Origin of the sequence: Brachybacterium squillarum M-6-3 (assembly GCF_000225825.1) — a bacterium.
GTDB lineage: Bacteria > Actinomycetota > Actinomycetes > Actinomycetales > Dermabacteraceae > Brachybacterium > Brachybacterium squillarum.
This window is the reverse complement of the sequence record NZ_AGBX01000001.1, coordinates 957,181-971,529: the sequence shown is the minus strand read 5'-3', so window position 1 is coordinate 971,529 and position 14,349 is coordinate 957,181. Positions and strand designations below refer to the sequence as shown.

Genomic DNA, 14,349 nt, shown 5'->3' with positions numbered 1-14,349 from the left:
GCCGTCCCGCCGGTCCCTCGCGATCCGCACCGCGCGACCCCTAGGGTTGACCCCATGAGCGAGAGCAGCACGACCGCCGCCAGCCCCCGCCCCTGGTGGGCCGATGCCGTGTGCTGGCAGGTCTACCCGCTGGGCTTCTGCGGCGCCCCCCAGCGCCGCGAGGACCTCGAGGCGGAGCACCCCGAGGTCACCCACCGCCTGCCCCGCCTGCTGGGCTGGCTGGACCATCTGGTCTCCCTCGGGGCGAACGTGCTGATCCTGAACCCGGTCTTCGACTCGGTCTCCCACGGCTACGACACGCTCGACCACGAGCACCTGGACCCGCGCCTGGGCGATGACGCGGACCTCGAGGCGCTGATCGAGGCCGGCCACGCCCGCGGCGTCCGCGTGGTGCTGGACGGCGTCTTCAACCACCTCTCCGAGCGCCACCCGCTGGTGCGGGAGGCCGTCGCGGCCGGGCCGGGCACCGAGGCCGGGGACCGCATCCGCTGGGCCGAGGAACACCCCTACGGCTTCGAGGGCAACGACGACCTGGTCGAGCTGAACCTCTCCGACCCCGCCGTGCAGGAGCTGGTCACGGGCGCGATGAACCACTGGCTGGAGCGCGGCGTGGACGGCTGGCGGCTGGACGCGATGTACGCGGCGGGCGCCGACGCCTGGCGCCCGATCCTGGAGCGGGTGAAGGCCGCCCACCCGGAGGCGTGGATCCTCGGCGAGGTGATCCACGGGGACTACCCCGCGATCGCCCGCGAGTCCGGCGCCGACTCCATCACCCAGTACGAGCTGTGGAAGGCGCTGTGGTCCTCCGCCGCGAACGGCAACCTCTGGGAGCTGCAGCACGCCCTGGGCCGCCACCGCGACTTCCTGGCCGCTCCGGGCGGGGCGCATCCGCTGACCTTCGTCGGCAACCACGACACCACCCGCATCGCCTCCCAGCTTCCGGACGGCCGCGACCTGGCCGTCACCACCGCCCTGCTGGCGCTGCTGCCCGGCATCCCCGCGATCTACGCAGGCGACGAGGCGGGCGTGACCGGCGTCAAGGAGGAGCGCGCCGGCGGGGACGACGCCGTCCGCCCCGCCTTCCCGGAGGACCCGGAGCGCCTGGCCGAGGAGCTCCCGACCCTGAAGCCCGAGGCCGCCCCGCGGATCCTCGAGGTGCACCGCCGCCTGATCGGCCTGCGCCGCCGCGAACCGTGGCTGGCCTCCGCCGAGGTCGCGGTGCGGGAGGACGCGCTGGAGAACACCTACGCCGAGATCGAGTTGCGCCCCACCGCGGGCGAGGCGGCGCCGCTGGTGCTGGCCGTGAACCTCGGCGAGGAGGCGCGACCCGCACCCGGCGAGGTCCTGGAGCAGGTCTCCGGTGCGGACATGCTCGACGGCGTCGGCCCCGCCGCCCCCGGCACCGTGCCCGCCCACGGCGTGGCCGTCACCCGCTGACCGCCCCGTCCCTGCCGTCAGGGCCCGGCGGGACGCCCGCCCGCACCACGGAGCCGTGCGGGCGTAGGGTCGAGGGCATGAGCACCCCCGTCAAGCCCGCTGAAGCAGTCCGCACCGCCCCCGTCGTCGCCGCCGGACTGCTCGGCGGGTACATCACGGCCCGGGAGAGCGGCATCCGGCCGCTGGGCGGCGTGGTGCTCGGCGCGGCGGGCCTGTACGCGGGCCGCACCTGGCTGGCACGGCGCGGCGTCGCCACCACCGCGGTGCTCGGCGCCACCTACGTGCTCGGCTTCGGCCTCTCCCATCCGCTGGCGAAGAAGATCGGCGCCTGGCCGGCGGTGCTGGGCGTGACCGGCGTGGCCGCCGGCGCGGCCGCCCTGCTCTCGGACGCCGCCTACGACGAGTGGAGCCCGGCCCAGCCGGAGGCCTGACCGCCCCGGTGGGCGACCGCCCGGACGTCCCCGCGCCCCCGTCGGGTCCGACTCGATCGTCGGACCCTCCCCGTAGCCTCCCCGCACCGGCCCGATCCCGGCCGGTCCATCCCTGACGGAGACCCCACCCCATGCTCGGCTCGCTCGGTCGCCTCTGGCAGACGATCCGCCCCATCCGCGGACGCCTGTACCTCGGCCTGCTCAGCGCCCTGCTCGCCTCCCTGATGGCGCTCGGCATCCCGCAGGTGCTGCAGCTGGTCGTGGACCGCCTGCACGTGGGCGGCACCGCCGCCGTGGTGTGGACGGGCTGCGCCATCGTCCTGGGCCTCGGTGTGATGGAGGCGGCGCTGATCTACCTGCGCCGCGTCTTCGCGGTCTCCCCCTCGACGCTGGTGGAGAAGAACATCCGCACCGCGTTCTACGCGAAGGTGCTGGACATGCCGGTGTCCTTCCACGACGCCTGGGGCTCCGGGCAGCTGCTCTCGCGGATGATGGGCGACATCTCGACGATGCGTCGGTGGATCGCCTTCGGCATCATCATGGCCGTCACCGACGCCGTGACCATCGTCGTCGGCATGGCCCTGCTGATCCGCTCCTCCGCGCTGCTGGCGCTGGTGTTCTTCCTGGCCGCGGTGCCGGTGTCGTTCATCGCCTACCGCTTCAACCGGCAGTACTCGCGGCTCTCCCGCCTCTCGCAGGACCAGAACGGGGACCTCGCCACCACCGTCGAGCAGTCGGTGCAGGGCATCCGGGTGCTCAAGGCCTTCGGCCGCGGCCCCACCGCGCTGGACGGATTCACCGAGCAGGCCGAGGAGCTCCGCCGCACCGAGGTCAAGAAGGCCACCGCGATGGCCCGCTTCGACATGTTCATGTTCATGCTGCCGGAGCTGGCGCTCGGCGTCGCCCTGTTCATCGGCCTCTACCTGACGGCGACCGACCAGATCACCGTCGGCGCCCTGGCCTCCTATTTCGCCACCGCCACGCTGGTGACGGGACCGGTGCGAATGCTCGGCATGATGCTCGGCCAGGCCGTGAACGCCGCCACCGCCCTGGACCGCCACTACGAGGTGATGGACGAGCCCAGCACCATCACCTCCCCCGCCGAGCCTGCCGCGGTGGACCTCGCCGCCGCCCGTGGCGAGGTGCGCCTGGACGGGGTGCGCTTCCGCTACCAGGACGCTCCCGGTCACGTGCCCGACGTGCTGGCCGGCGCGGACCTCGTGATCCGCCCCGGGGAGACGATGGCGCTGGTGGGCGTGACCGGCTCCGGCAAGTCCACGCTCCTGCAGCTGGTGCCGCGGCTGTACGACGTCACCGCCGGCGGCATCGCCATCGACGGCGTGGACGTGCGGGAGATGGACCTGGCCGACCTGCGCACCCTCACCGCGGTCGCCTTCGAGGACGCCACCCTGTTCTCCGACTCGGTCCGCGAGAACGTGCTGCTGGGCGCCGATCCCTCGCTCACCGCGGAGCAGTCCGAGGCGCTGCTGCTGGAGGCCCTGCGCACCGCTGACGCCGGCTTCGCACTGGAGCTGCCCGAGGGGGTGGAGACCCGCATCGGCGAGGAGGGGCTGAGCCTCTCCGGCGGGCAGCGCCAGCGCCTCGCCCTGGCCCGCGCCATCGCGGCCCGGCCCGCGGTGCTGCTGCTGGACGACCCGCTCTCCGCCCTGGACACCCGCACCGAGGAGGTCGTCACGGGGCGGCTGCGGGACGTGCTCGCGGGAACCACCACGCTGATCGTGGCCCACCGCACCTCCACCGTGGCCCTCGCGGACCGGGTGGCGCTGCTGGACGCCGGTCAGATCGTCGCCGTCGGCACCCACGCCGAGCTGATGGAGAGCTCCTCGCGGTACCGCTGGGTGATCGCCACCCAGGAGGAGGAGACCCGCCGCGACCAGGACATCGAGACCCTCACCGGGGAGCTCGACCTGCGCGGCGTCCGGGGGGAGGGCCGATGAGCGCGCATCCCACCGCCCCGCCGCAGCCGGACGAGGAGCAGGCGGCGCTGAGCGCCGCGGAGAACCGGGCCTCCCGGCGCCGCTCCCTGCGCCTGCTCGGCGAGCTGATCTCCCCCTTGAAGGCCCAGTTCATCGCGATGGCCGTGATGGTGGTGATCGCGCAGGCGGCCGTCGTCGCCGGGCCGTCCATCATCGCCTGGGGCATCGACGAAGCCCTGCCCGCCCTCATCGACGGGGACCCGGTGCCGACGATCCAGGCGGCGGCCCTCGCGATCGGTGCGGCTCTGGTGGGCGGCGTGCTCACCTACGGCTACGTGCGCCAGTCGGTGGTGGTGGGGCAGCGGATGCTGCTCACCCTGCGCCGCCGCGTCTTCCGCTTCACCCAGCGCCAGGACCTCGAGTTCCACGAGCGCTACACCTCCGGGCGCATCGTCTCGCGGCAGACCTCCGACATGGAGGCGCTGCGGGAGCTGCTGGACTCCGGGGTGAACGTGATGGTCGGAGCCGCCCTGTCGATGGTCTTCATGATCATCGTGATCATCGGCAACGACTGGGTGACCGGCGCGGTGATGCTGGCGATGCTCCTCCCCTGCGTCGCGATCACCGTGTGGTTCCAGCGCCGCTCCCGGGTGGAGTACCGCGCGATCCGCACCCATTCGGCGCGGCTCATCGTCCACTTCGTCGAGGCGATGTCGGGCATCCGCGCCGTCCAGGCCTTCCGCAAGCAGGCCCGCAACCGCGCCGCCTTCGACGAGCTCGCGATGGACTACCGGGACGCGAGCCTGCGCTCCATCCAGGTGTTCGGCATCTACCAGCCCTCCCTGCGGGTGCTGGCGAACATCACCGTGGCGCTGGTGCTGCTGGTGGGCGGCTTCCGCGTGCTCTCCGGCGACCTGCAGGTGGGCGTGCTGACCGCCCTGGTGATCTACGCCCGGCGCTTCTTCCAGCCCATCGACCAGATCGCCAACTTCTACAACGCCTTCCAGTCCGCCGTGGCCGCGCTGGAGAAGATCGCCGATCTGCTGGCGCAGGAGCCGCACGTCGCCGAGCCCGAGCAGCCCACCCCGCTGCCGGCCGCCCGCGGCGACGTCGACTTCGAACAGGTCGCCTTCCGCTACAGCGCCGACGGTCCCGAGGTGCTGGCCCCGCTGGACCTGCACGTGCCCGCCGGGCAGACCGTGGCCCTGGTGGGGCAGACGGGCGCGGGGAAGTCCACGATCGCGAAGCTGATCTCCCGCTTCTACGACGCCACCGAGGGCAGGGTGACTCTGGACGGGGTGGACCTGCGGGACATCTCGATGGCCGACCTCAGCCGCAACATCGTGATGGTCACCCAGGAGGCCTACCTGTTCTCCGGCACCGTCGCGGAGAACATCGCCCTCGGCAAGCCCGACGCCACCCGCGAGGAGGTCGAGGCCGCGGCCCGGGCCATCGGCGCCGACGCCTTCATCGAGCAGCTCCCCGAGGGCTACGACACCGACGTGAACAAGCGCGGCGGTCGCGTCTCCGCCGGGCAGCGGCAGCTGATCTCCTTCGCCCGGGCGTTCCTCGCGGACCCGCGGGTGCTGATCCTCGACGAGGCCACCAGCTCGCTGGACATCCCTTCCGAGCGGATGGTGCAGAAGGGCCTGACCAGCCTGCTCGGCGAGCGGACCTCGCTGATCATCGCCCACCGCCTGTCCACCGTGATGATCGCGGACCGGGTGCTGGTGGTGCACGACGGCCGCGTGGTCGAGGACGGCTCCCCCCGCGAGCTGATCGAGGAGGGCGGCCGCTTCGCCGCGCTGTACGAGGCCTGGCAGGAGTCTCTCTGAGCACGGTCACGGCGTAGCCTGCCGATATGTCGTTCTTCGGACTCGCGGGCTGGGAGCCCATCGTCCTGATCGGCGGGGCACTGCTGATCCTGCTGGTCGTGGCCGCGGTGCTGTTCGGCGTGTACCGCGCGGCCCGCGCCGGGGCCGCCCGCGGCAGCCGGGAGGCCGGGCGGGAGGTCGATCCTCCCTCCTCCGGCCCGGACGGCACCTGACGCCCCCGAGCACCGCGGGTTCGACCTCGCGGCGACACGGCCCGGAATCGCGCCGTGCGCTGCTACGATCCGCTCGTCATCGCCGTCGGGCGGTGCCACGGTGAGCGGGCGAGGACGCCCGCCCCGGCCCTCCTCTCCCCGTGAAGGCCCCTCATGGTCGCGACCCCGCTCTCCCCTGCCCGATTCCTCTCCCGCACCCTCGCGCTCGGCGCGGCCGTTGTGCTCGCCGGGACGATGCTCGCCGCCGCCCCGCCCGCCGAGGCCGCGGTGACGAAGCCGCTGGACATCGTGAAGGTCCACTTCGAGCCGAAGGGCAGCGACAAGCCCACCAACTCGGGGTACACGCAGGAGTACATCCAGCTCAGGAACACCGGCAGCAGGACCCTGAACCTCTCGGGCTACGTCATCCGCGACAACGGCCCGCAGAAGTACACCTTCCCGAAGGGCGTGACCCTGAAGCCCGGGAAGACCCTCACCATCCGCTCCGGCAAGGGTTCGTCCTCCTCCACCACCCGCTACTGGGGCAAGTCCAGCTACATCTGGAACAACACCGGGGACACGGCGCGGATCTACGACGCCAAGGGCAAGCGCCTGGAAACCTGCACCATCACGCGCGGCACGGGCAAGACCACCCAGACCTGCTGAGTCGGCGGGCCCGCTGAGTCGGCGGACCCGCTGAGCGAGCGCACGCGCTGAGCGGGTCCTGCACGGCGCCCGGGCGACGGGTCTACGGTGGACCGGTCCGGCTCCCGCCCGTGTGGGGCCCGAGTCCGCCCGAGGAGCTCGTCCGTGGAAACCCTGGTCATGGTGATCGGCCTGATGGCCGTCACCGTCGCCTGCGTCGCCCTCGGCGAGCGCTGGAAGCTGCCGTACCCGATCCTGATGCTGCTGGCCAGCGCCGGGATCGCCTGCATCCCCTGGCTGCCCACGCTGGAGATCGACCACGAGCTGATCCTGCCGCTGTTCCTGCCGCCGCTGCTGTTCGCCACCGCGCAGCGCACGGACTGGTCGGTGTTCGTCACCCGCTGGCCGACGCTGCTGGTCCTCGCCGTGTGCCTCACGGCGGTCACGGCGGGCGCCGTCGCGGGCGCGACCCTCCTGCTGGTGCCCGGGATCGCGGTGCCGCTGGCGCTGATGCTGGGGGCGATGGTGGCGCCGCCGGACCCGGTGGCGGTGGAGGCCGTCGCGGGGCCCGCGAAGATGCCGCGGCGCCTGCTGTCGATGCTGCAGACCGAGGGCCTGTTCAACGATGCGGTGGCGATCGTGCTGTTCAGCGCCGCCCTCTCCGCGCTGACAGGCACCGGGACGCTGGGCCTGGGCATCGCGGCGGACTTCGTCATCGGCGCCGTGATCGCCGTGGCCATCGGCTTCCTGCTGGGCTTCCTGTACCGGGTGACGGGGCGGGTGCTGACCTCCACGGCCGCCCGCACCGCGATGAGCGTGGTCGTCCCCTTCGCCGCGTACATCCTCGCGGAGGAGCTGCGCGCCTCCGGGGTGATCGCGGTGGTGGTCACCGCGCTGGAGACCAAGCGCCGGGCCCGCGCGGAGGACTCCGAGGCCCGGATCTCCCGCGCCACTTTCTGGGACGTGGCGACCCTGCTGGTCACGGGCATCGCCTTCGGCCTGCTGGGGATGCAGCTGCGCGAGGTAGTCGTCGAGGAGGGCTGGGGCGTGCTCGACTACCTGCCCGTCGCCGCCCTGATCTGCGTGCTCGTGATCGGGATCCGCGTCGTCGCGATGCTGGTGATCCGCCCCGTCGCCCGACTGGACGCCGGGGAGGTGCTGGGCTGGCGCGACTCGGTCGTGCTGACCTGGTGCGGCATGCGGGGCCTGGCCACCCTGGCGCTGGCGCTGGCGGTGCCATCCTCGAGCGTGACCGGGGCCGATGCCTCCTACCGGAACCTGGTGGTGGTCGTCGCCTGCACGGTGCTGCTGGTGACGCTCGTGCCGCCCGGGCTGGGGCTGGGCCGGCTGCTGAAGCTGCTGGGCCGCCAGGACGACGGCTCGATCGCGGAGGCCGAGGTGCAGGAGCTGTCGCTGCGCGCGCGGGCCGCGGCGATGGAGGCGATCCGGGAGCGCTTCGAGGAGTCCGAGGAGCTCTCGGACCGGGAGCTCGCCGCGCTCAAGGGGCGGTTCTCGGGGCTGAACCGGGAGCTGGACACGGCCACCCGGGCGATGGCGGCGCTCACCCCCGAGGGGCAGCAGCCGGACCCGGAGCTGCGGCGGAAGGTCGAGGAGAAGGTGGAGCGGCGCGCCAAGGGCCGGGAGCTGATGGCGACGGCGCAGACGGTGGGCCTGGACGCGGCCCGCGGCGAGGTGCTGCAGGCCCGCTCCGAACGCGGCGTGGATCCCGAGGCCGCCGACCAGGTGCTGCGGCAGCTCGACCTGATGATGCTGGCCTCCCCGCCGCGGGTGCGGGGCGGGCGCTGAGCACCTGCCCCGGAGAACTCTTCGCCGCCCACCGGCCCACCCGGCACGAATGGGGGCATGACCTCTCCCCGCACCTGGCTGATCACCGGCGCCGGACGCGGCCTCGGCCGCGCCCTCCCGCTCGCCGTGCGCGAGACCGAGGCCGTCGAAGCGCTGGTGGCCGACGTCGTCCACCTGCACGGCCGGATCGACGTGCTGGTCAACAACGCCGGCTACGGGCTGATCGGCGCGATCGAGGAGGCCGACGAGGACCAGGCGCTCGACATCGTCGAGACGGACCTGCTGGCCCCGCTGCGACTCAGCCGCGCCGTGCTGCCCGCGATGCGGGGGCAGGGCTCCGGCCACATCCTGCAGATCTCCTCGACCGGCGGGAGCAGATGTTCGGCTCCCTCACCGTGCCCTGGCAGGCGGCAGAGGGCGCCACCGGCGGCGGCATCTCCCCCGCCGAGGCGGCGGCCGCGATCCTCGCCCACGTCGACGCCCCCGAGGGCCCGCTGCGTCTGCTGGTCGGGGAGGACGCCCCGGGGCGGGTGGCCGCGGTGCTGGAGCAGCGCCGGGCCGACTGCGCCCGCGACCCGCGATTCGATGCGGGTAGCGCTGCCGAGCGGGGCTGACTCCCCCGCCGATCCCGGCCACAATGGCCCCATGACGACTCTCGCCGACTTCACCGCCACCGCGATCGACGGCTCGGACACCGACCTGGGCCGCTACGTCGGCCAGGTGGTGCTGATCGTGAACACCGCCAGCAAGTGCGGCTTCACCCCCCAGTACGACGGGCTGCAGGAGCTGCAGTCCCGCTACCGCGAGGAGGGACTGATCGTGCTGGGCTTCCCCTGCGACCAGTTCAACCACCAGGAGCCCGGCACCGACGCCGAGATCGCCGAGTTCTGCTCCACCAGCTTCGGCGTGGACTTCCCGATGTTCTCCAAAGTCGAGGTCAACGGCGAGGGCGCCCACCCGCTGTACCAGTGGCTGACCGGCGCGCACGAGGGCGTAGGCGGCCCGATCGAGGCCGCCCCCATCGGCTGGAACTTCACCAAGTTCCTGCTCGGCCGCGACGGCACCGTCCGCGCCCGCTATGCCTCCGAGGTGGAGCCGGGGACGCTGGCCGAGCCCGTCGAGGAGGCGCTCGGGGCACGCGGCTGAGCTCCGGCCAGGGTCGGAACGCTTCGGAACGGTCACGGAACGACATCTGTCGCAGATTCCCGGTTTCCCCCGGTGCATGATGATCGTGCAGGTCATCACCGTGTGTCCTTGTTCGGGAACCCCGAGCGCGCGGACGGGCGGCGATCCCCCGTCCTGACCGTCCCGACCGCGGGAGTGATCCCATGCCGTCCGAGCCCCGGCAGCCCGTTCCGAACGGCGAGGACGCCGACGGCATTACCGAGCGGTACCGACGCTGGCGGCTGGCCGCGGTGCAGGGCCGCGCGGGCGTCGCCGCGGCCCTGACGGCCGCGAAGGACGACGGCGGCCTCGCCTACCGCCGCCTCAGCGGCCGGGTGGGCGTCCCGATCACCACCCTGCAGGGCTGGCTGACGGGGCGCTCCGCCCCGCAGGTCGGCATGCGTGCCGACTTCCTCCGCCTGGTCGAGGCCCTGGACCTGGTGGACCCCGAGGGCACCCGCGGCGGTGTCACCGGGGAGGACTGGTGGCGGGCGATCCGCTCCGCACCGGCCCCCGTGACCGCCCCGGACCCGGAGCAGTCCCCGCCGTACCCCGGGATGCGCCCCTACGAGCTCGGCGACGCCCACCTGTTCCCGGGCCGGCACGCCCAGGTCGCCGAGCTGGCTGCCCGGCTGCGCCGTCGCCTGGACGGGCGCGGCTCCCCGCTGCTGCTGGTCACGGGACGATCCGGTGTCGGCAAGTCGTCACTGGTGGCGGCTGCGGTGCGCCGCGTCGCCGACGAGCGGGAGGGCATCCCGGCCCGTCGGGTGCAGCCGGGCCCGGAGGTCGAGGAGGCCCTCGCCGAGCTGGCCGCGGGCACCGGCCCGCGGGTCCTCGTGCTCGACCAGGCGGAGGCGCTCTGGTCCGGTTCCGAGCCGGAACGGGAGCGGACGCTCGCCCGGATCGCCGCGGCGGCGGCGACCGGGGCCTCCGGCACGGTGCTGATCCTGGTGCTGCGGGCCGACGCCCTCGCCCCCGCCACCGATGTCCCCGCACTGCGGGCCGCCCTGGAGACGGCGCACGTGGTGATCGGCCCGATCACCCGGGAGGACGCCCTCGAGATCCTGCAGGAGCCCACCGCGGCGCAGGGCATCGCCCTCGACCCGGGCGTGGCGGAGGTGATCCTGCGGGACGCGGGAGCCGAGGCGGGCGGCTCCGAGGGCCTCTCCGGGGCGCTGCCGCTGCTCTCCCAGACGATGCGCACGCTCTGGCAGCAGCGGGAGGACGCCGTCCGCATCACCCTGGAGGACTACGAGCGCTCCGGCGGCGTCGCCCGCTCCGTGGAACGTGCCGCGGAGGCCGCCTACGCGCAGCTCTCCCCCGCCGCCCGGGAGGCCTGCTGGCCGACGCTGCGGGAGATGCTCCACCTGGACGACTCCCAGCCGGCCCGTCGTCGTCTCACCGCGGGCACCGTCCCGGTGCCGGAGGATCCCGCCCGCGAGGAGGTGCTGCGGACCTTCCTGGCCGCCCACCTCCTGCAGCGGGACCGCGAGACCATCACCATCGGCCACGACCTGCTGCTGACCACCTGGCCGCGGCTGGCCGAGTGGATCGCCTCCGCGCAGGACTGGTCGGCCTCCCGGCGCATGCTCACCCGGTACGCGACTTTCTGGGACGAGGCGGGACGCCCGGAGGGGCTGGCCGCCGCACCGGACTCCGCCCTGGTGCTGGCAGCGGAGCGCCCGGAGGATGCCGACCTGCCGGACGAGGACCTCTCCCACCTGGAAAGGGACTTCCTCGCCGCCGTACGCGAGGCCCGGGAGGAGCGCCTGCGGCGGGCGGAGGCGGAGAACACGGCGCTGCGTCGCAGCTCGCGCCGCTTCCGCACCGTCAGCGTGCTGGCCTCCGCGCTCGCCGTGATCGCCCTCGTGCTCGCGGGCTCCGCGGCGTTCAGCGCTCTCACCCTGCGCTCGGCCGAGCGCACGGCCCTGGCCGGGGAGATCGCCAACCGCTCCGAGGTGGTGGCCGAGACCATGCCCGCGGAGGCCGCGCAGCTCGCGATCGCCGCCCACGGCATCGACGACAACCCGACCTCCCGCTCCCGCCTGTTCTCCCTGACCGCGGGCACACTGCCCCGGCGGATCACCACCGCCCCCGGCCCGGCGGGCCTGGCCGCCGTCGACGGGCTGCTCGCCCACGGCGGTGCGCAGGGCATCGTGCGGCTGCTGGACCCCGCCACCGGCCGGGAGCTGCACAGCATGGACGCCGCGGTCACCGACATCTACGCGCTCAGCCTGGTGGAGGCCGGGGATCGCCGCCTGCTCGCCGTCGCCGGGGAGAACGCCACCGGGATGCGCGGACAGGGCTGCGTCTGGGACGTGACGGCCGCGCCGGTCGAGCTGGGATGCGTGGAGACGGCCCTGGCGACGGACGCGGCCGTGGTGCTGCCGGACGGCTCCGGGGCCCTGTTCGGTGGCAGCGACGGGCACCTGCACCGTCTCCGGATCGAGGACGACCGGACCGTCGCCCTGGATTCTGTCGAGGGTCCGCCGCAGGAGGCGTCCGGGGAGGCGTCCCCGGTGCTGGGGCTGGACGCCCGCGGCGCGGCGGTCCTCGCCTCCCGCGAGGACGGCACCCTCGCCCTGCTCGAGGACCCCCTCGGCGAGACGGCCTGGGGCCCCGCTCTCACCCTGCCCCTGCTCAACGACGTCTCGCTCTCCCCCGAGGGGGACCGCTTCGCAGCCTCCACCCGTGACCACACCGTCGAGATCGGCACCGTGCAGGACGGTGAGCTGGAGGTCACCGCCACCGCCGAGGGCTTCGAGTCCTGGGTCAACGACGCCGCCTTCCTCGAGGACGGGCGGCTGGCCGCCGTCGCCTCGGACCACACCCTGCGCCTGTTCACCCTCGAGGGGGAGGCGAGCGACGTGCAGGTGCTGCCCTCCCTGCCGGACGCCCTGGTGGAGGCCGACGGGGCGCTGGTCACGAACACCGCCGACGGCACCATCACCATCTGGCCCGATGACACGTTCCTGCTGCCCGAGGAGCGCGGCCGCGTCTTCGAGGTGGTCGCCGACACCCACGGCCGCACGGCGATCGGGTCCCTGGGCTCCGGCGACGGACGGCTGCAGGTGGATCGGCTCGGCGAGGACGGCACGGTCGTCCCCCTCGAGGTGCCGGAGGCCACCGATGAGACCCGGTACGCGCTGGCCGTGACCAGCGACGGTCGGTTCGTCGCCTACGGCGGCCGGGAGGGGCTGAAGGTCTCGCGCGTCGGCGAGACGGGCCTCAGCGACCCCACCCGGGTGGACCCGCTCCCGGGTGCCCTCCTGATCAATGCGACGTTCTCCGCCGACGGGACACGGCTCGCCATCGGCGACCAGGACTCGGACGAGGTCGTCGTCTACGACGTCGCCGAGGACCCGGGCGCCGGCGGAGCAGATGTGCGGCTCACCGAGCTCGCCCGGATCCCGGTGCTGGCAGGGAACACCATGACCTTCCGCGACCGGGACACGCTGGTGGTGGAGGACGGCACCTGGGACCTGCTGGTCTGGGATCTCGAGGCCGACGAGGAGCTGGCCCGCATCGACATGGGCGGGCAGCGCCCCACCTGGATCGAGATGCGGCCGGGCCATCCCGGCCAGCTCGGCTATGCGACCGAGAGCCTGGAGGTCGGGATCATGGACATCTCGGATCCGACCGCGCCGAGCCGGCTGAGCACCGTCACCGGGATGACGGACACTCCGATCAGCCTGTCCTTCACGGCGGAGGGCGACCGCATGGCGATCTCCGCCGTCAGCCACGTGGACGTGCGCGACATCAGCGAGGACGGCACCGCGATCAGCGGCTCGCAGCTGCGGCTGCAGGGGCCGATCCGCAGCGAGATCACCGACGCCACGTTCCTCGACGACGGCACCCGGATGGTGGCCTCCACCTACTCGGGGCATCTGTGGTGGTGGACCCTCGATCCCGCGGAGGCCCGCAGCCAGATCTGCTCCGAGGTCGGCGAACCGCTGACCGTCGAGGAGGGGCAGGAGCTCGCGCCGTCCCTCCCGGATGACGCGCCGATGTGCTCCTGAGCTGCACGATTGCTCCGGTGCGGGGGCGTTCCGAACGGGACCGAACACGGTGCCGGGCTCCGACACCCCCGCGGTCCCCCGCGCGACCCGTTCGGACCCGATCCGGATCCGTGGCCCGGGGCCCTGCACGGCCGGCCGCGCCCTAGCGTGACGGGGACGGCCTCGGGCGGTCGGGAGGGAACCCCGCCGGACGGCCGTCTCCGTCCACGCCCCCTCGGCCCGACCCCGGGAGTTCCCATGACCGCGCTCGACCTGCCCCCCACCGGCCCCAGCGGGGAGGACCCGCTCCTGCCCGTCTCCCCCACGCCCCGTCGGCTCCGCTTCGAGGAGGCGCTGCGGGAGGGCAGGGCCGGGATCGTCGCGACCATGGGCGAGGCACGGATCGAGCTGGGCCTCTCCTACCGCAAGCTCGAACGGCTGGTCGACATCCGGGTGCCGACCCTGCAGGGCTGGCTCACCGGCCACTACATCCCGCAGCTCGGCATGCGCCAGGACTTCGGGAGGCTGGTCCGGGCGCTGGAGCTGGCCGACGGTCCCGCGACGCCGGGCGGGGTGGGCGAGCAGCACTGGTGGCAGGCCTTCCGCGACGAGCGCCCCGCGGGGGCTCCGGGACCCGCACGGCCCGCCCCCGCCGCGCGGGATCACCTGCGTTCGCTGGTGCGACTGGACCATCGGGACAGCACCCGACTGCTGGCCTGGCAGCGCCACGAGATCCCCGATCCGGGGGCGCGGCTGCGCCGTCTGATGGAACCGGAGAACGGTGCCGTCCTGGTCCTCACCACCTGCGACTGCTCCGAGCAGGACGGCGCTCCGCCCCACGAGGGCTGAGGCTCGGGCCGGGCGCGCCGACGGCCCGGATGACCGCGTGATGCGCCAGAGCACGA

General features: G+C 73.6%; 11 protein-coding genes and 1 pseudogene. All 12 read left to right on the top strand.

Translation table 11 applies throughout. The features are described 5' to 3' along the window. The first annotated feature begins 54 nt into the window (after window positions 1-54). Complete coding sequence (locus OM98_RS04290) at window positions 55-1,437, top strand: alpha-amylase family glycosyl hydrolase (protein WP_010533350.1); 1,383 nt, start codon at window positions 55-57, stop codon at window positions 1,435-1,437. A 77-nt stretch (window positions 1,438-1,514) separates the two neighbouring features. Beyond that, window positions 1,515-1,868 carry a hypothetical protein gene (locus OM98_RS04285; RefSeq protein ID WP_010533349.1) on the top strand — a complete coding sequence of 118 codons (354 nt, stop codon included), beginning with the start codon at window positions 1,515-1,517 and terminating at the stop codon, window positions 1,866-1,868. A 131-nt stretch (window positions 1,869-1,999) separates the two neighbouring features. Beyond that, on the top strand, window positions 2,000-3,826 hold the full coding sequence (locus tag OM98_RS04280; RefSeq protein WP_010533348.1) for an ABC transporter ATP-binding protein: 1,827 nt from the start codon (window positions 2,000-2,002) through the stop codon (window positions 3,824-3,826). Next, on the top strand, window positions 3,823-5,640 hold the full coding sequence (locus tag OM98_RS04275) for an ABC transporter ATP-binding protein (protein ID WP_010533347.1): 1,818 nt from the start codon (window positions 3,823-3,825) through the stop codon (window positions 5,638-5,640). The genes OM98_RS04280 and OM98_RS04275 overlap by 4 nt, the downstream gene beginning before the upstream one ends. 26 nt (window positions 5,641-5,666) lie before the next feature. Continuing rightward, window positions 5,667-5,852: a hypothetical protein gene (locus tag OM98_RS04270; protein WP_010533346.1), complete on the top strand. Its 186-nt coding sequence runs from the start codon at window positions 5,667-5,669 to the stop codon at window positions 5,850-5,852. Between the two features lie 153 nt (window positions 5,853-6,005). Further along, window positions 6,006-6,497, top strand: a complete 492-nt coding sequence (locus tag OM98_RS04265; RefSeq protein WP_010533345.1) for a lamin tail domain-containing protein — start codon at window positions 6,006-6,008, stop codon at window positions 6,495-6,497. A gap of 144 nt (window positions 6,498-6,641) precedes the next feature. After that, window positions 6,642-8,282, top strand: a complete 1,641-nt coding sequence (locus OM98_RS04260) for a cation:proton antiporter (protein ID WP_010533344.1) — start codon at window positions 6,642-6,644, stop codon at window positions 8,280-8,282. 57 nt (window positions 8,283-8,339) lie between these two features. Continuing rightward, a pseudogene (locus OM98_RS16120) lies at window positions 8,340-8,603 on the top strand (SDR family NAD(P)-dependent oxidoreductase); the annotation flags it as partial. Between the two features lie 56 nt (window positions 8,604-8,659). Then, a complete protein-coding gene (locus OM98_RS16115) occupies window positions 8,660-8,896 on the top strand; it encodes a hypothetical protein (protein WP_010533343.1) in 237 nt (78 codons plus the stop codon). A 31-nt stretch (window positions 8,897-8,927) separates the two neighbouring features. Further along, a complete protein-coding gene (locus tag OM98_RS15785) occupies window positions 8,928-9,428 on the top strand; it encodes a glutathione peroxidase (protein ID WP_010533342.1) in 501 nt (166 codons plus the stop codon). 182 nt (window positions 9,429-9,610) lie between these two features. Then, window positions 9,611-13,465 carry a WD40 repeat domain-containing protein gene (locus OM98_RS15780; protein WP_010533341.1) on the top strand — a complete coding sequence of 1,285 codons (3,855 nt, stop codon included), beginning with the start codon at window positions 9,611-9,613 and terminating at the stop codon, window positions 13,463-13,465. Between the two features lie 237 nt (window positions 13,466-13,702). After that, window positions 13,703-14,293, top strand: a complete 591-nt coding sequence (locus OM98_RS04240) for a helix-turn-helix domain-containing protein (RefSeq protein ID WP_010533340.1) — start codon at window positions 13,703-13,705, stop codon at window positions 14,291-14,293. Window positions 14,294-14,349: the final 56 nt, after the last annotated feature.